We start from the raw sequence: 17618 nt of genomic DNA, 5'->3' as shown, positions 1-17618 counted from the left end.
TTTTTGCGTTTGGAATAATAAGGGGAAATGTAGAGTTCCTTCCCGTTAAGGCCGTTTCCCCGGCTTCCCGCTTACCCGGACCTCCAGCAGCTGCACACTGATCTCCTGCTGCCATCCGGTATCTTGAGTACCCTCTGCCAACAGAGCTTCGATATGGAGGCGGGCCATTTCCCAGCAGTAGACGGTGTTGACATGCAGGCAGTGCTGAAGCTCGTCTTGCTCCGCCGGAGCCAGCGGACGCTTCAGACTAAGGGTATATAGCTCGGCAAGGCGCTGATGAACCGCAAGCATCCTATCTCCTCCTTGTATTACTGTCTTCTATTAGCGTGACCCTGGAGGTGCGGTTTCAAACCGGAATGAAGCCTAATATGAATATTCAGATCTTTAGAATAAAAAAGTTCTTGAAATCGCTTTTATTTATGCTACAATAACAGTAATACAGGATTGTGACCGGTAACGCGGGCAATGCCTAAGCTGATGCGAGTATCATTTTATGAATGATATTGGGATCAACTTAGGCTTTTTTTGTACAAACTATGCGTCAGGAGGTGAAATTGAGATGATTATCGAGAAGGTGCTGAACAATAATGTGCTCCTGACCAAGAACCAGAAGGGCAAGGAGGTTATTGTGATGGGCAGAGGAATTTCCTTCAATAAGGTGGCGGGTGATTATGTGGACCCTGCCAAGGTGGATAAGATTTTTCTGCTGAATGAGAATGAATTCACTGCCCGGCTGACTGAACTGCTGAATGATATTCCGGTAGCTCACCTGGAGCTGGCCAGCGGCATCGTCACCTACGCGAGTGGAGTGCTGCACACAGAGCTGAACGATAATCTCTATCTGACGCTGACGGATCATATTCATTTCGCGCTGGAGCGTTTTGAGAAGGGGATTCAGCTGAAGAATGCGATGCTGTTTGAGATCAAGCGCTTTTACCCGAAGGAATTCGGAATCGGGCTGGATGCCCTGAAGATGATTGAACAGACCACCGGCCTCTCGCTGGGTGAGGATGAAGCCGGCTTCATTGCCCTTCACCTGGTCAACGCCAGAATGGATGGCACGGAGGTAAGATCGACGATCAAGATGACGGAGATCGTTCAGAATATCCTGAACATCGTTACCTATCATTATAAGGTTGTGCTGGACGAGACCTCGCTTAATTATTCGCGGTTCTTGACCCATCTGCAGTATTTTTCCATGCGGGTGCTGAAGAAGGAGACCAACAACAGCGGGGAAGAGTTCCTGTACAATCAGGTGAGGCTAACCTATGTCAAGGCTTTCGAATGCGTAGGCAAGATTAATGAATATCTGGAGAAATCCCATGGCCAGAGCCTCAGCAAGGATGAATATGTCTATTTGACGATTCACATTCAGCGTGTAACTGAACGCAATAACCTGGAGTAACACTTAACATTACGTTAGACTACAATATTTCATATATTTTATATCATCTGTCAGGGTGTAACTGGTCATGCAGGCAAAACCTGAACTGATGGCAAAATAGCGTGTGTTCTACGCCTTTTTTGCCTTGAGTTCAGGTTTTTCTTGTTTGCAGAGGGGAAAGATAGAAGGGCTGGCACAACTCCCCTCTGCAGCGATGCTTATATTACAGATTTCAAAAGGAGCAAACCCAAATGAGCAATAAAGACTTATCCAAACAAATTATCACACTCGTTGGCGGAGAAGAGAATGTGAATTCCGTCTTCCATTGTGCCACGCGCTTAAGATTCAAGCTGAAGGATAACAGCAAAGCCAATAAAGCAGCGCTGGAGAAGACTCCGGGAGTCATCACAGTTGTTGAGAACAGCGGACAATTTCAGGTGGTCATCGGCAACAATGTCAGCCAGGTGTTCGAGCAGATTATGAAGGAAACCTCGCTTCAGGATGCGGAGAAAAGCGGCAGTGACGAAAGCTCGGAAAGCACCGGAGTTCTGGGTAAAGCGGTGGACATCATTTCGAGTATTTTCTCGCCGATTCTGGGTGCACTGGCTGGGGCCGGGATTCTCAAGGGCTTGCTGGCCCTGATTCTGTCACTGGACTGGATTAGTGCTGCCAGCGGCACCTACATGATCCTCAATGCGGCTGCCGACAGCGTGTTCTATTTCCTGCCTGTCTTCCTGGCGGTTACGGCAGCGCGCAAATTCAAGGCAAATCAATTTGTGTCCATTGCCATAGCCGGAGCCTTGATCTATCCCGCAGTCATTGCGGCTGTAGGCTCACCTGACCCGCTGCACTTCCTGGGGATCAAGATCGTACTGATCAACTATTCCTCCAGCGTGATCCCGATTATTCTGGCGGTATGGGTGCAGTCGTATGTGGAACGCTGGTTCCGTTCCTTCATTCATGAGTCCGTGCGGAATATTCTTGTTCCCATGTTCGCACTGCTCATTGTTATTCCGCTTACGTTCCTGGCCTTCGGACCTGTCGGCTCCCTGATCAGTGACGGCTTGGCCTCTGGCTATACCTGGCTCTACAATCTAAGTCCGCTTGTGGCCGGAGCCATAGCCGGGGCGTTCTGGCAAGTGTTCGTAATCTTCGGTGTACACTGGGGCTTCGTACCGATCATGCTCAGCAATATTGCTACACTGGGACAGGATACCATGCTGCCTATTCTCAGTGCAGCCGTTCTGTCGCAGGCCGGGGCTGTATTCGGTGTATTCCTGAAATCGCGGAACCCTCAGCTTAAGGCACTCGCCGGTTCTTCTACACTATCTGCGGTCTTCGGGATTACTGAACCAACCATTTATGGAGTCACCCTGAAGCTCAAAAAACCGTTCATCTATGCGTGTATCTCCGGCGCTATCGGCGGTGCAATTATTGCAACAGGCGGCGCAAGAGCATTATCCTTCTCACTGCCGGGTCTGCTGGCGCTGCCGACCTATTTCGGCACCGGATTTGTCTGGGTAGTCATTGGTATACTGGTAGCATTTGTACTGGCCGCTGTACTGGTGCTGGTGTTTGGCTACGAGGAGCCTGAGACAGATGCTGCGGCATCAGTTAACTTAAGTGCAACCTCGGGTACGACTACACCGACGCTGATTGATAAAGAACTGGTTGTAAGCCCGCTGGCAGGAACGCTGCAGCCGCTTGACACCCTGCCTGACGAAGCTTTTGCTTCCGGCGCCATGGGCAAGGGCATTGTAATCGAGCCTTCTTCCGGCATCTTAACCAGCCCTGTGAACGGAACGGTAACTACTGTATTCCCGACAGGACATGCCATCGGCATCACTTCGGAGGGCGGTGCGGAGCTGCTGATTCATGTCGGTGTCAATACTGTGAAGCTTAAGGGTCAGCATTTTACCAAAAAAGTGAAGGAAGGCGAGAAGGTGGTCAAGGGTCAGCTATTGCTTGAATTTGACCTCGAAGCCATCCGTGCAGCCGGATTTGTAACCGCGACACCGGTGATTGTCACCAACTCGGCACAATACCTTGATGTGCTTAAGAGCACAGGGACAGAAGTGCCTAGCGGCGAGATACTGTTTACACTTATTCGATAAAAGGATAGCCTCCCCCGGCCGGGGGAGGCTATCTAGTTGGTATTCAACTTCAAGCAGCACTTCTGCGGCAACGCAGGGGGCTGCTTGATTTATTTTGCGTAGAGGAAATCTCTCTACTCCATGTAAATCTCAACGACGGCAATTGTGCGTTCGCGGGACAGGTCAAGGAACTTGCCATCGCTCTGTACAAGCGGACGGAAGACATCCAGCGGGTTGTTCATCACGATAACACCCATATCACCGGTGCTCAGCAGAACACGCTTGCCGATAAAGTTCGGCATCAGGTGATTGATGAAGGCCTGAACCGGTTTGCCGTTCAGCTTCCCGAAGCTGAGGGAGTTGATCTCACGCAGAACGGAAATCAGCTCCTGCTTGGACTGGTAGACCCGGTGAGTGGTCATGGCGCTGTAAATATCCGCAACGGCTGCAATCTGGGCGTAAGGATGAATGTCTGTCTTGGTCAGCTGCTTGGGATAACCGGAGCCGTCCTCGCGTTCATGATGCTGCAGGGCAACCAGAGCTGTGAAAGGATCGTTCATGGAATTCTGTATGATTTCGTACCCGTAAACCGTATGTAATTTGATCTCTTCGTATTCATCAGGGGTTAACTTGCCGGGCTTGTTCAGAATCGCGGGGGAGATGCGGCATTTGCCGATATCGATCAGGTATCCCGCACGCCCGATCTCATAGCACTCTGTCTTGGAGTATCCAAGCCAAGAGGCAAGATAATAGGAGAGCATGCCTACCTGCAGGGAATGGTTGTAGGTATAATTATCTTCCCGGTCCAGCAGCAGCAGGAGTGTTACTACGTCCTTATGTTTGTCCAGCGTGGACAAGGTCGGCTGAAGAATATCATCCACTACGGACTGATTGAAGCTGCCTTTGCTGAGCGCTTCCATATATAGAGACTCAAAACCGTCAATCGTGGTATCGAAGCTGCTGGCTGCTGCCTGAATGATTGAGGTGCGGCTGGAAGGGGCAGGCTCTTCCTGTACCGTTTCAATATCTACATAATCAACGCCGTGCTGTATCAGCTTGGCGATTTCCTCCAGTTGCAGCCGTGATCCCTTAGGGAGTACATGCAGCCCGCGGGAGCTGAAGGTATCCATCCGCAGATGATCACCCGGTTTAAGATCCATCACGTGTACTCTCAATGAATAGGCCACCTTACTATAGCAATTTTTTACAGCATAGCAACAAAGTCTGCAATATTCAATGGTGTAAGAGTACTGATTGTAGCTTGCAGATTGTGCAAACCGCTGGTCCTACCCTGTTGTGTATCTGTGCAGATTCGCGGAAGGGAAACGGTCCGGTTAACCGCCGGACACGGGCGGAATGAAGGCCACCTCTGAGCCTTCGGTAATATCCGTATCATCGGGCGCATATTCCTGATCAACGGCTACCAGGGATACACCGATCTGCGGCGCGGCGTCAGGATAGGAGGCGGAGAGGAGTTCCTTCAGCCGGCCTGCTGTCACAGGGGACTCATGGGCGTGGAAGACCAGCGTGGAGGAGCCGATGATTTCGGCCAGACCGGCGAACAGCCGGATGGAGATATGCATGCTTTCTTCACCCTTTCTGGACTTAAGCTTAGGACAGCTTATAATGATTACAATATACCATATTGAGTCTGAAAATGTTATGCTAACTCTAGAACTGAACAAGCCTGCCGCTTACTTTATAAACGGCTGTACAAGTGGGAGGGAAGCCAGCTTATGAAGCCTGGGCCGCAAAGATTAACCATTATTCATACCAATGATATACATAGCCACTTTGAAATGATGAGTCCGCTCGCGGCAGTGATATCCGCGATGAAGGCAGAGGCGGGCGGGGAGCCGGTACTGCTGCTTGATATCGGCGATCATATGGACCGCGCTGCTGTAGAGACGGAAGGCACGATGGGTCAGGCCAACATAGACATTATGAATCTGACCGGATACGATGCGGTTACCATCGGCAACAACGAGGGTCTCACCTTCTCCAAGGAGATGCTCTCAGCCATATTTACAGGTATCCAGTGTCCTGTGGTATGCTGCAATTTCCTGGAGTCCGCCACCGGTGAGCCGCCGCACTGGATGCAGCGCCGCGCGGTTCTGGAGAAGGATGGCATCAAGATTGGGCTGACCGGTGCGACGGCGGCATTCACCTCCTTCTATTCCTTGCTCGGCTGGGATGTGCTGGACCCGGAAGAGGCGCTGCGCGAGCAGGTTCAGCTGCTTGCCCCGCAGGTGGATATCGTGATCATTCTGTCTCATCTGGGGCTGCCCGCAGACCAGAGACTGGCAGAGAAGCTGGAAGGCGTGCATGCCATTCTGGGCGGGCATACCCACCATATGCTGGAGCAGCCGCAGATGATTAACGGGACAGCCGTATGCGGCGCCGGCAAATTCGGCAGGTACGTCGGACGGCTGGTCTTCGAGCGGGAGCAGCCGGACGGAGTATTTCACTTGGCCGAAGGAGGCTGCACGGAAGTTGATCCTGCCTTGACAGAGGAGCTTATTGCTCCGGCGGCAGCGATCCATCTGCAGCGCGGGCGTGAGGCCCTGGAGGAGACGGTTGCCATCAGCGACCGCATGCTGCCGCTGGATCTGCAGGGGGAGTCTCCTTTTGGCAACCTGCTGGCTCAGGCGGTCCGCCAGTTCACTGGCAGTCCCATCTCGCTCGTTAATACAGGCCAGCTGCTCGGCCCGCTGCCGGAGGGTAACATTACCGCAGGCATGCTGCATGCCTTATGTCCTTCTCCGATTAATCCCTGTATTGTACAGCTGACAGGCAAGGATATCCGCACTGCACTGGAACAGAGTCTGATGGCAGAGTTCCGGAATAAGGTCATCTACGGATATGGCTTCCGGGGAGAGGTACTGGGCACCCTGGCCGTGGACGGATTAAAAATCTTGTACGATCCAAGGGTCATGCCTTATGATAACGGTATTGCGATTTTTTCCGGCGGGGAGCAGCTGGAGGATACCAAGGTATATAGTGTCGGCACGCTGGATATGTTTACATTCCGTACAGGCTACGAGAGTATAGCTAATGGCCGGGAGGCGGTATATTTGCTGCCTCATTTCCTCCGCGATCTGCTGCGGATGGAGCTGCAGCGGCCGGGGAGTCTGGATGAGTGTGAAGCGGTTCGCTGGGAGAGGCAATCCACCTGATGATCCACACCATTTTTTGTCAAATTGATAGTTCACGCAGTACCAGGTTTCATTGACTAGATCAGGAGGAGTAATATGGATACAATTACAGCCATTATTCTGGCAATTGTGGAAGGAATCACGGAGTTCATTCCGGTTTCTTCGACGGGACACATGATTCTAACGACTAAGCTTCTGGGATTCAATGAGCAGGATTCGATTATGAAGACGTATGAAATTGTGATTCAGCTGGGGGCTATACTGGCGATTGCGCTGGTCTACCGCCAGCGGATTGTGGATCTGCTCGGATTCGGCCGCAGAGACAGAGGGGGCGTAATGCCGGCAGCCCGATTGAACCTGATTCATGTGCTGCTGGGTATCGTGCCTGCGCTCGCTGTAGCTTTTTTTGCCCGGGACTTCATCAAAAGCCTCTTCGGGGCATCCACCGTCCTCTGGGCGCTGGTCGCAGGCGGTATTCTGATGATCATTGCCGAATGGGTTAACAAACGCAAGATCCGCGTGACAGCGCATGATCTGGATGATCTGTCCTACGGGCAGGCACTCTCGATCGGACTGTTCCAGATTATTTCCGTCCTCTGGCCCGGGTTCTCCCGCTCCGGCTCGACGATTTCCGGGGGGATGCTGAGCGGGGTGAGCTACAAGGCCTCGGCCGACTTCTCCTTCCTCATCGCAATTCCGATTATGTGCGCGGCCTCGGGGTATGAGCTGCTGGATTCCTACAAGAATTTCACGAGTGAGACGATCGGATATTTTGTCATCGGCTTCATTATTTCCTTCATCGTGGCTTATGTGGTGGTGGTTCTGTTCATGAGAATGATCCAGAAGATCAGACCGACGCATTTTGCTATCTACCGCTTTATCCTTGCAGCCGTCTTCTGGCTGTTTATTATGCGTTGATTCTCAGCTTGGCATCACAGCAAAGCAATTTTACCGTTAAAGGCAGGAGTGAGCCAAGGTGCGTCTAGTATCCGTTAACCGGCTTCAGGCGGGAATGAAGCTGGGTAAAAAAATATATAATGATGAAGGGCTGGTTCTGCTTGCGGACGGAGTGGAGCTTACCGATTCCCTGATCAAGCGGCTCGCCAGAATCGATATCGGCTATATCTATATTGAGGATTCGCTCACGGAGGATATTGTGATCCCCGGAATGCTGCAGGATGAGACGCGTAATCAGGCGCTCAAGGTGATCCGGAACCAGTTCCAGCAGATGTCCGGTGCCTCGGGGATCACCAAAGGCTTTTATCATCTGGATAAGAAGTTCTCCAAGGTGATGGACTCCATCCTCGACGACATGTCCCTGCAGGAGGACCCGATGATCATGCTGCTTGACATGCACACGGCTGACAATTACCTGTACGTCCATTCCCTGAACGTATGCCTGTATACGCTGGTGCTGGGCATTGCCCATGGCTACAGCAAAGAAGAGCTGCGGGTCATCGGGCTTGGTGCGCTGCTGCATGATATCGGCAAGACGCAGATTCCTGTCAAAATTGTTCAAAAGCCCGGCATGCTCAGCGAGGAGGAGTTCCGGCATATGCAGGCGCATACCGAGATCGGATACCGCATTCTTAAGGAAGAGCCGAATATTCCTCTGCTGGCGGCCCACTGTGCCCTGCAGCATCATGAACGGATTGACGGCTCCGGCTATCCGCGCGGACTGACCGGCCCGCAGATCCATGAATATGCGAAATGGCTGGGGGTCGCAGATTCCTATGATGCGATGACCTCCAACCGGATCTACAAAAAAGCCATGCTGCCCCATCAGGCGGTAGAAGCGCTGTATGTCGGCTCTGGAACTCTGTACGAGCAGAAGCAGCTGGAGTTATTCAGAGACCGTGTGGCCATCTATCCGCTGGGGCTTACGGTGAAGCTCAGCTCCGGCGAGAGCGGTGTGGTGGTCAAGATTGATCCCAGCACACCGCATCGGCCTGTTGTCCGGGTGCTGAATGGACCCGAAGGCGAAACGGTTACCCCCTATGAGCGTGATCTCAGCAAAGCCCTCTCTGTAGTCATTGTGGATGTGACGGACGGGGGAGAACCTGTAGTGAAAAGTACCGGATAGGAGTTCTGCGCAGCGAGGAGAGAATAGGGTATCTGCAGGAATTGCGGAGCTGTATTCTCCGCCTTGCTGTTTTTTTGAGTAGTCGTGGTATGATATAGCTTAAGTTATCGTTCTTTTTCTTTTGTTTTGGGTTAATAATAAGGAATAAGCATTAAAGGAGCATTAAGAAATGAGTATATTAGAGCCATCATCTATAATTCCTGTAAAAGAGCTGTCGCCGGAGTATGATCCGTGGGACCCGATTACTTCACTCCGCGAGTACGGACAGCATGTGCTGACCAGTGTAGAGATGACGGTCACGAATCTATGCAACATGCGCTGTGAGCATTGCGCCGTCGGCGACAGTCTTACGATGAAAGAGGGGGAACTGCTGCCTTTAACCAAGATGCTGAAGCGTCTGGACGAGGTAGAGCACCTGCAGACTATCAGCATTACGGGCGGGGAGCCGATGTTCCGTGCCGGGACGGTGGAGAATACCATCGTACCGCTGCTGAAATATGCACGGGAGCGCGGCATCCGTTCACAGATCAACTCGAATCTGACCATGCCGTATTCCCGTTATGAGCAGCTGCTCCCTTACCTGGACGTCATGCATATCTCGTTCAATTATGTGAACGGCGATGATTTCCACGAGGTGGGCTTCGCGAACAGCGGGCACCCGGTCTCGAAGGAGGCCGCCTACCGGCTCTACGACACGATGCTGGAGAATTCCCGCCGGCTGAGCAGCGACGGTATGCTGATCTCTGCCGAGTCGATGATCAACTACCGTACACACACCAAGCTTCCCGAGATTCACCGGCTGATTGGGGACATGGGGGCAAGACGGCATGAGGTACACCCGATGTACGCATCCAGCTTCGCCTCGAAGCTGCCTGTGCTGTCGCTCCGGGAGATGAATACTGCCATTCATTCCTTGCTGGATCATCGTGACCCGGAGATGTGGATGCTGTTCGGCACGCTGCCGTTCTTCGCCTGCAGCTTCCTGGAGGAAGACCAGAAGCTGCTGGGCAGACTGCGCAGCGAGAAGAATGTAACGCTGCGCAATGATCCGGACGGAAGAAACCGGGTCAATGTCAACCTGTTCACGGGCGATGTCTTTGTAACGGACTTCGCCGATATATCCGCTTTTGGCAATATCAGCGACGCGAAGCTGGATGACATTTTCACTGAGTGGCAGACTAAGCATCCCTTGAATCAGCAAGTGAACTGTTATTGTGATGCAGCAGGCTGTTGCGGGCCTAACCTGCTCGTGGCCGATATGTATTATCCCGGGGTCGATTTCAAAACCAGAAAAGCGATCACCTTGTAGAAATGGGGCGTTATTATAGTGCATACGGAATTTGAAATAGGAAGATTAGTGCTTAATCTTTTGCTCGTTCTGGTGCTCGTATTATTAAATGGTGTATTTGTTGCGGCGGAATTCTCGCTGGTTAAGGTCAGACAGTCCCGTCTGACCCAGCTGGTCAGCGAAGGGAACAAAATGGCGGGATATGCGCTAAAGGTCAACAAGCGGCTGGATTCGTATCTGTCGGCCACCCAGTTCGGGATCACACTCGCTTCCCTTGGACTCGGCTGGGTCGGGGAACCGGCGATCTCGGAGCTGCTGGTGGAGCCTCTGATGTACCAGATCGGTGTTACTGACCAGACGCTAATCTCAACGGTATCTGTGATTATCGGCTTCTCGATTATTACCTTTTTACATATTGTGCTGGGGGAACTGGCACCGAAATCTCTGGCTATTCAAAAAACAGAAGGCTCAGCACTGCTGCTGTCCGCTCCGCTGATGTTCTTCTATAATCTGTTTCTGCCCTTCATCTGGGTGCTGAATGCATCAGCGAACGCTCTGCTGAGACTATTCGGCGTGGAGCCGGCCAGTGAAGCCGAGGCTGCCCATTCGGAGGAGGAAATCCGCATTCTGATGAATCAGAGCGCGAAGAGCGGGGTAATCGATCAGGATGAGATGAAGCTGATGGATAACATCTTCGAATTCTCGGACCTGCTGGCCCGTGAGGTCATGCTGCCGCGTACGGATATGGATGTACTCTACAGCAATCTTCCGCTGGAGGAGAACATGCGGATCATCACGGAAACGAAGCATTCGCGTTATCCGGTGGCCTTCGAGGACAAGGACCGGATTATCGGCTTCATCCATATCACGGATCTGCTGTTCGCCCCGCCGGAGCAGCAGAATGATCTGGCTTCCCTGGTCCGGCCGATTCTGAACGTGCCGGAATCGATGGAGATCAGCCATGCGCTGCGGCTGATGCAGAAGAACAAGGCCCAGCTGACACTGGTCGTTGACGAGTACGGCGGAACGGCGGGGCTGCTGACCGCTGAAGAGATTCTGGAGGAGATCGTCGGCGATCTGCATGACGAGTTCGAGGATGAACGCCCCAGCGTAGAGCGTAACGGGGATTACATCTCCGTGGAAGGCCGGATGCTGATTGAAGACGTCAACGATCTCACAGGCGTCGTGATTGAGGATGACGAGGTAGATTCCATCGGCGGCTGGCTGTTCAAGGAGCTGGAGGGCAACCCGTCCAAGGGCAAGAAAGTTGTGGTTGGCGATGTCACCTTCGAGGTGGAGGAGTCCACCCGGCTGCGGATTACCCGGATCAACATCCACCGCGAGCCCGCGCCAGAGCCTGAAGAGGATGCGGAAGGCGGGGAAGAGGAGAAGGAGTAAATGTAGTGAGTGGAAGGGGAAGCGTAAGATAAGCGGGATGCTTAAGCGAATGCGGCTATCCCCCGCCCTTATATTTTCCAATATAGCAGGGTACTTCAGAAGCCGGTTTACAAGGTTTTTGGGGTCCCTGTTTTTTTGTTGTGCAGGAATGATGATTATCGGCGGCGATTTTATTGGGCTGTTGTTCTTTTCCACCCTTGGACCGTCATAAGTTAGTTACGAAGGTAATGATCAGAGATCTGGACATCCATCAGGCAATACTGTCAAACCCAAAGAGGAGGAATGATCATTGAACTCCCAGGATCGCGTATGGACACCGTACAGGGGACCGTTTGATCCTTGTCCGCCAGTGCCGTTCAAGACGTATGTTGTGCCGCCGAACCAATTCGTCACGTTTCAGCCCCCGAATCTGCCGCAGTTCTCCCTGCCGGAGGCGCTTAAGCATGGAACGTTATGGCCATCGCTATACAGCCCTTATGAATCCAAGTTCAAAGGAGGGAAGTAGGCTATGGAAGCTAATCCTTGCGAGCCCCGTTATTACGAGATGCTGGAGCAGCTGCAGGTACTTGATTTTGCACTCGTAGAGCTGAATCTGTACCTGGACACTCATCCGCAGGATGTGAAGGCGATTGAGCAGTTCAATCAGCTGACGTATGAGCGCACCAAGCTGGCGAACCAGTTCCAGGAGCTATACGGACCGCTGCAGAATTTCGGCCGCGCCTATTCCAAGGCTCCATGGCAATGGAGCGAGAGTCCCTGGCCTTGGCAAGTCTAAGGCATGAAGCCGAGAATGAAATAAGTCTTAAGGAGGGGGAAGTTCACGAATGTGGATCTATGAGAAAAAGCTGCAATACCCGGTGCGTGTCGGCAAATGTGATGTGCGGATGGCCCGGTATCTGATGGAGCAATACGGCGGTGCGGACGGCGAGCTGGCTGCGGCGCTGCGCTATATGAACCAGCGGTATGCAATACCCGATAAGGTAATTGGTGTACTTACAGATATTTCCACTGAGGAATTCGCCCACTTGGAAATGATTGCCACCATGATCTACAAGCTGACCAAGGACGCCTCGGTGCAGGAGCTGGAAGCCGCAGGCTTAGGCCCGAACTATGCGCAGCGGGATCATGCGTTGTTCTACAACAACTCTGCCGGTGTTCCGTTCACAGCTGCCTACATCGCTGCGAAGGGAGATCCGATCGCTGACCTGTATGAAGACATCGCCGCAGAAGAGAAAGCCCGGGCTACATACCAGTGGCTGATTGACATGACCGACGATGTGGATCTGCAGGACAGCCTCAAGTTCCTGCGCGAGCGGGAGATCATTCATGCGATCCGGTTCAAGGAATCGGTGCAGATTTTGATTGAGGAGAAGGATAAGAAGCGGGTGTTTTGAGCGCTGATGCATATACAAATAGTTTAAAAAGAAGAGCCACAGGAGCAACATCTGCGGCTCTTCTTGCATTGAATGCGAACATGTGTGCTTTTTGTTATATTGAATTCCACTAAAATGGAATATACTCACAAGAAACAGGCAGGATATAACAGGAGGCGACTAAAATACCCTTACCACATGATGAGGCTTTTAAGAAGCTGCTGGAGACGTTTTTTCAGGAATTTATTGAGTTGTTTTTTCCTGAGCTTGATTCCATGCTGGACTATAGTGAAACCCGGTTCCTCATGCAGGAATTGCTGGTGGATATTGTTGGCGAGGAAGCGCGGGAGCTGGATCTGCTGCTAGAAATCCGTTACAGAGGGTTGGACGGTTATATTCTGATACACCTGGAGCCGCAGTCGTATAGAGATACACGGTTCCATGAACGGATGTTTATTTACTTCAGCCGTCTGTTTGAGCGCTACCGCAAAGAGCATAAGCTGATTATTCCGATTGCCATCTTCACTTCAGATGAGATCAGGGAAGAGCAGGACACCTTGGAGATGGTTATTCCTGAGCATCAGATCCTGCGCTTCCAGTTTCTCAAGGTAGAATTGCGTAAGCAGAACTGGCGCCGGTTTATTGATTCGGATAATGCAGTAGCTGCTGCGTTACTAGCCAAGATGGGGTATACTACAAGAGAAGCGAGAGATGTGCGCCGGGAGTTTCTGCGCATGTTCATGAAGCTGAAGACACGACTCGATCAAGGTCGGCTGGCGCTTGTGATGTCAGTGGCAGATTTATATTTCCAGCCGGACCGGGCCCAGGATGAAGAGATTATACAAGAATTGATGATACAATACCCGGAGGAGGGTGAAGCGATTATGGAACTCATGCCAGCCTGGAAGCGTTGGGGATATGAAGAGGGTGTAGCTGAAGGAATAGAACAAGGCATAGAAAAGGGCCAAGCCGAGATTATCCGTAAGTTACTGCTTCATGGATTTACCCCGGAAGAGGTGTCCAAAGCCGTGGAGTTACCGGTGGACGAGATTAAGAAGCTGGTGTAAGCAGGGCTGCTTCAAATAACGGAATATTATGCTAAGAGAGCTGCAAAAAACGCCTCCAGACCCAAGTAAGGGCCGGAGGCGTTTTAAATATGAACTCTTTTGGTATGTTTTCATGGGTTTTTCTGAAATAACCATTAATAACCAGAATATCAAAGGAAATGATAGCATGACCTTGTTGGGGGAGTGTACAAGGGCCTAGAGGTATTCGTATGTAAAATTATGTAATAATACCAATGTTGAGCAAAAGGGAATTTAGACTTACACTAAATATGTAAATAAATTACAAATATTCAGATGGAGGAAGGCGATCAAGGTGGCTAATCCGATCAAGCCGTTACGCATACTCTCTCATACATCGTGATCATACCCGCACGTAAGTCCCAATACCATCAGAAAGGAATGTGAAATTTTGTGAACAGAGTTGCATTGGTTAGTCCCTTACGGACAGCAGTTGGTTCATTTAACAACGGACTTTCGACACTAAGTGCTACAGAATTAGGAGCAAAGGTGATGACGGCCTGTCTTCAGCAAAGCCATATAGAGCCTGCGCTAGTGGAGCAGATCTATCTGGGCAATGTCCTACAGGCGGGTGAGGGTCAGAATCCTGCCAGACAGGCGGCACTGCAAGCCGGTATCCCTATTGAAGTCCCTGCAACAACCATTAACACCGTTTGCGGTTCAGGGCTTCATGCGGTCGCTTTAGCTTACAACTCTATTCGGGCTGAACAAGGGAGTGTCCTTCTGGCCGGGGGGATGGAGAGCATGTCGAATGCCCCATATGTGCTGAGGAATGCAAGAAACGGCTACAAGCTTGGGAACAGCGAGCTGATTGATACCGTGGTGGCTGACGGCCTGACCTGTCCTATTAATAAATATCATATGGGCATTACTGCCGAGAACATTGCCGAGAAATATCATATTTCACGACTGGAGCAGGATGAATTTTCCTATGACAGCCAGATCAAGGCCGCCGAAGCTAAACGGAACCAGGTTTTTGCAGAGCAGATTGTGCCCGTGATGACTAAAATCAAAAAAGAGACAGTCTGGTTTGCGGAGGACGAGCATGTAAGAGGAGAGGTCAGCAAAGAGAAGCTTGCTCATCTGAAGCCTGCTTTTAAAGAAAACGGGTCGGTTACTGCCGGAAATGCCTCGGGGATCAATGATGGAGCGGCGGCTGTGCTGGTCATGTCGGAAGACAAATGCAAGGAGCATGAGGTAGAGCCTGTAGCCTATATTAAGGGTTATTCACTGGTTGGCGTAGATCCTGCCTACATGGGAATGGGTCCGGTAAGAGCTATTAAGTCGCTGCTTAAGAACCAGGATATCCCTCTAGAAGCTATCGATCTGTTCGAGATTAATGAAGCCTTCGCGGCACAAGCCATAGCGGTATTGCATGAGCTGGAGATTAACCCGGAGAAGGTGAATGTCAATGGCGGCGCGATTGCGATTGGACATCCTGTCGGGGCAAGCGGAGCCAGGGTACTTGTTACGCTGGTCCATGAAATGGTCCGAAGCTCTAAGCATTACGGTATAGCCAGCTTGTGCATCGGAACGGGGATGGGCATTGCCATGCTGGTTGAGAACGCACACTATTAACACAACGCTGACAGAAAGGGAGTTTAAGATCATTATGAATGCAAATGACGTGCTATCGCTGCAATCCATGCCTGCGGCCAGTCCGGGTTACGGGCGTCCGCCTTACCGCTTCATTGACCGTGAATTTATGATCATCACTTATGAATCTGACCCTGCTGCGATCAGACAGGCAGTCCCGGAACCCTTACAGCCGGATGGAAGCAATACCGTGTCTTATGAATGGATCAAGATGCCCGATTCGTCGGGCCTGGGAAGCTATGAGGAGAGCGGGATCGTGATTCCGTGTACCTTTCAGGGGGAGCCGTGCAATTTTGTAGCCCAGATGTATCTGGATAATGCGCCTGCCATTCTGGGGGGACGGGAAATCTGGGGGTTCCCCAAAAAGTGGGCCTCTCCCCGCCTGACCGTCGCAGGCACAGAGACGCTGACCGGTACGCTACATTATAACGATGTCCTAGTGGCTGTAGGAACGATGCCTTACAAGCATAACCTGCTGGATACAGAGGACACTGCTAGAGCTATCGCCAAAACCCAAGTGAATCTGAAGCTCATTCCTGATGTGGATGGGACCCCTAAGATTGCGCAGCTGGTTGCCTACACTCTTGAAGATGTTCATGTGAAAGGCGCTTGGACCGGGCCAGCCCGCTTAAGCCTGATTCCCCATGTGAATGCCCCTGTGGCCGATTTGCCGGTGAAGACGTACCTCGGGGGAAAGCATTTTATTGCCGATCTAACACTGCCCTATGGCCAAGTCATTCATGATTATCTCCAGTAACCAGCTTTTCTCCAAATAATGAACAAGGAGCCTGAAATCTATGATAAACAAATTAATCTCCGCCGAAGACGCCGTGAAGAGGGTGAAGGATGGAGATACCGTGATGGTCGGCGGTTTTCTGGCTGGAGGCCACCCCGAAGAACTGGTGCGTGCGCTTGTCGAGACGCAGTCAGCCGGTCAGCTCACGCTTATTTCCAATGATACGGGCACCCCGGAATTATCTATCTATAAGCTGGTCAAAAGCGGCCGGGTCAAGCGGATCTATGCTTCTTATATCGGCGCAAACCCGGAAACCGGAAGACTGCTGATGACCAGAGAAGCTGAGGTGAATCTCTATCCGCAGGGCACGTTAGCTGAGAAAATCCGGGCCGGTGGAGCGGGGCTGGGCGGTGTGTTAACCCCTGTAGGGGTAGGGACGATTGTCGAGGAAGGGAAGAGGAAGCTCGATATTGAAGGAAGGGAATATCTGCTTGAGCTGCCCCTTCATGCAAATGTGGCGCTGATCCGGGCCCATAAGGCGGACGAAGCGGGGAATCTGGTGATCGACGGCTCTTCCCGGAACTTCAATTTTGTAATGGCGATGGCGGCGGATTATGTAGTAGCTGAGGTAGATACTTATGTGAAGCTTGGGGAGATTGATCCCAATCATGTCAACGTCCCGGGGATTTTGATCGATGCCATTGTAAAGGTGGGGAATACGCATGAATAACCGGGAATTTATTGTCAGAAGAATCGCCCAGGAGTTCAGAGACGGCGATGTAGTGAATCTGGGGATCGGTATGCCGACCCTGGCGGTAGACTATATTCCTGATCATGTCCAGATTATGCTACAGGCGGAGAACGGAATACTTGGAGTCGGCCCCAAAGCGGCGAAGTCAGAAGAAAACATCGATTGTATAGATTCTGGCGGCAGCTTCGTGACCACGATGGCCGGAGCCTGCTATTTTGACAGCGCGGTCTCCTTCTCGATCATCCGTGGCGGGCATGTGGACATCACTGTGCTGGGCGCGCTTGAAGTCGATGAGCAGGGCAATCTGGCAAGCTGGATGATTCCGGGGAAAAAAGTACCGGGCATGGGCGGAGCTATGGATCTGGTAGTCGGGGCTAAACGGGTCATTATCGCCATGGATCATGTGAGCAAGGACGGGCAGCCGAAAATAGTGAAAGACTGCAAGCTCCCCCTGACGGCGGTACATGTCGTAAATACGATTGTCACTGAAATGGCGGTCATCGAGGTGATCCCGGGCCAGGGGCTGATGCTGATGGAAATCGCACCGGGTCTGACGGTGGAAGAGGTTCAGCAGGCAACGGGGGCCGAGCTATGGATCTCCCCGGACCTTAAGGCGATTGCTGTCTAATACAATAAAATTTAATATGCTTACATTGCGATGATTCTACGAACATAT

At 51.7% G+C, this 17618-nt stretch carries 18 protein-coding genes; 15 read left to right on the top strand and 3 right to left on the bottom strand.

Translation table 11 applies throughout. The features are described 5' to 3' along the window. Window positions 1–45 precede the first annotated feature (45 nt). Complete coding sequence (locus NSS64_RS19135; RefSeq protein WP_340942397.1) at window positions 46–291, bottom strand: DUF7667 family protein; 246 nt, start codon at window positions 289–291, stop codon at window positions 46–48. A gap of 268 nt (window positions 292–559) precedes the next feature. Here NSS64_RS19135 and licT point away from each other — a divergent pair, with 268 nt between their 5' ends. Both licT and NSS64_RS19125 read left to right on the top strand, forming a co-directional pair. Next, on the top strand, window positions 560–1405 hold the full coding sequence (licT, locus tag NSS64_RS19130; RefSeq protein ID WP_340942395.1) for a BglG family transcription antiterminator LicT: 846 nt from the start codon (window positions 560–562) through the stop codon (window positions 1403–1405). Window positions 1406–1635: 230 nt separating this feature from the next. Then, the gene (locus NSS64_RS19125; protein WP_341141161.1) at window positions 1636–3498 is read left to right on the top strand and encodes a beta-glucoside-specific PTS transporter subunit IIABC; all 1863 of its coding nucleotides are present in this window, start codon (window positions 1636–1638) and stop codon (window positions 3496–3498) included. Window positions 3499–3611: 113 nt separating this feature from the next. Here the strand turns inward: NSS64_RS19125 and NSS64_RS19120 are convergent, their stop codons facing one another. Continuing rightward, the gene (locus NSS64_RS19120; protein WP_341141160.1) at window positions 3612–4652 is read right to left on the bottom strand and encodes an HD-GYP domain-containing protein; all 1041 of its coding nucleotides are present in this window, start codon (window positions 4650–4652) and stop codon (window positions 3612–3614) included. Between the two features lie 159 nt (window positions 4653–4811). Further along, window positions 4812–5060, bottom strand: coding sequence for a MoaD/ThiS family protein (locus NSS64_RS19115; protein ID WP_036692939.1), 249 nt, complete (start codon window positions 5058–5060; stop codon window positions 4812–4814). 153 nt (window positions 5061–5213) lie between these two features. On the opposite strand from NSS64_RS19115, the gene NSS64_RS19110 reads away from it, so the two are divergent. The 13 genes from NSS64_RS19110 to NSS64_RS19050 all read left to right on the top strand — a co-directional run bounded on the left by NSS64_RS19110 (window position 5214) and on the right by NSS64_RS19050 (window position 17570). After that, window positions 5214–6653 (top strand): bifunctional metallophosphatase/5'-nucleotidase, encoded by a 1440-nt coding sequence (locus tag NSS64_RS19110; RefSeq protein WP_341141159.1) that lies wholly within the window; start codon window positions 5214–5216, stop codon window positions 6651–6653. Window positions 6654–6728: 75 nt separating this feature from the next. After that, a complete protein-coding gene (locus NSS64_RS19105) occupies window positions 6729–7550 on the top strand; it encodes an undecaprenyl-diphosphate phosphatase (RefSeq protein WP_036721455.1) in 822 nt (273 codons plus the stop codon). A 58-nt stretch (window positions 7551–7608) separates the two neighbouring features. Beyond that, window positions 7609–8715 carry an HD-GYP domain-containing protein gene (locus NSS64_RS19100; RefSeq protein ID WP_036721458.1) on the top strand — a complete coding sequence of 369 codons (1107 nt, stop codon included), beginning with the start codon at window positions 7609–7611 and terminating at the stop codon, window positions 8713–8715. Between the two features lie 169 nt (window positions 8716–8884). Further along, on the top strand, window positions 8885–10024 hold the full coding sequence (gene yfkAB, locus NSS64_RS19095) for a radical SAM/CxCxxxxC motif protein YfkAB (RefSeq protein WP_341141158.1): 1140 nt from the start codon (window positions 8885–8887) through the stop codon (window positions 10022–10024). An 18-nt stretch (window positions 10025–10042) separates the two neighbouring features. Further along, entirely contained in the window at window positions 10043–11401 is a 1359-nt protein-coding gene (locus NSS64_RS19090; RefSeq protein ID WP_445321990.1) for a hemolysin family protein, read from the top strand. 289 nt (window positions 11402–11690) lie between these two features. Beyond that, window positions 11691–11906, top strand: a complete 216-nt coding sequence (locus NSS64_RS19085; RefSeq protein WP_036692819.1) for a spore coat associated protein CotJA — start codon at window positions 11691–11693, stop codon at window positions 11904–11906. A gap of 3 nt (window positions 11907–11909) precedes the next feature. Then, on the top strand, window positions 11910–12176 hold the full coding sequence (locus tag NSS64_RS19080) for a spore coat protein CotJB (RefSeq protein WP_036721463.1): 267 nt from the start codon (window positions 11910–11912) through the stop codon (window positions 12174–12176). Between the two features lie 49 nt (window positions 12177–12225). Continuing rightward, window positions 12226–12795 (top strand): manganese catalase family protein, encoded by a 570-nt coding sequence (locus NSS64_RS19075; protein ID WP_036692823.1) that lies wholly within the window; start codon window positions 12226–12228, stop codon window positions 12793–12795. A 164-nt stretch (window positions 12796–12959) separates the two neighbouring features. Continuing rightward, window positions 12960–13841 (top strand): Rpn family recombination-promoting nuclease/putative transposase, encoded by an 882-nt coding sequence (locus tag NSS64_RS19070; protein ID WP_341142845.1) that lies wholly within the window; start codon window positions 12960–12962, stop codon window positions 13839–13841. A gap of 411 nt (window positions 13842–14252) precedes the next feature. Then, window positions 14253–15437, top strand: a complete 1185-nt coding sequence (locus NSS64_RS19065) for an acetyl-CoA C-acetyltransferase (RefSeq protein WP_341141157.1) — start codon at window positions 14253–14255, stop codon at window positions 15435–15437. Between the two features lie 34 nt (window positions 15438–15471). Beyond that, window positions 15472–16212, top strand: coding sequence for an acetoacetate decarboxylase (locus NSS64_RS19060; RefSeq protein WP_341141156.1), 741 nt, complete (start codon window positions 15472–15474; stop codon window positions 16210–16212). A 40-nt stretch (window positions 16213–16252) separates the two neighbouring features. After that, entirely contained in the window at window positions 16253–16921 is a 669-nt protein-coding gene (locus NSS64_RS19055; protein WP_341141155.1) for a CoA transferase subunit A, read from the top strand. Then, entirely contained in the window at window positions 16914–17570 is a 657-nt protein-coding gene (locus NSS64_RS19050) for a 3-oxoacid CoA-transferase subunit B (protein WP_341141154.1), read from the top strand. Before NSS64_RS19055 ends, NSS64_RS19050 begins: the two co-directional genes overlap by 8 nt. Window positions 17571–17618: the final 48 nt, after the last annotated feature.

The sequence above is a fragment of the Paenibacillus sp. FSL H8-0122 genome (genome assembly GCF_038005345.1).
Taxonomy (GTDB): domain Bacteria; phylum Bacillota; class Bacilli; order Paenibacillales; family Paenibacillaceae; genus Paenibacillus_AQ.
The sequence above is the reverse complement of the archived record's forward strand: the minus strand, read 5'-3'. Positions and strand labels throughout refer to the sequence as shown.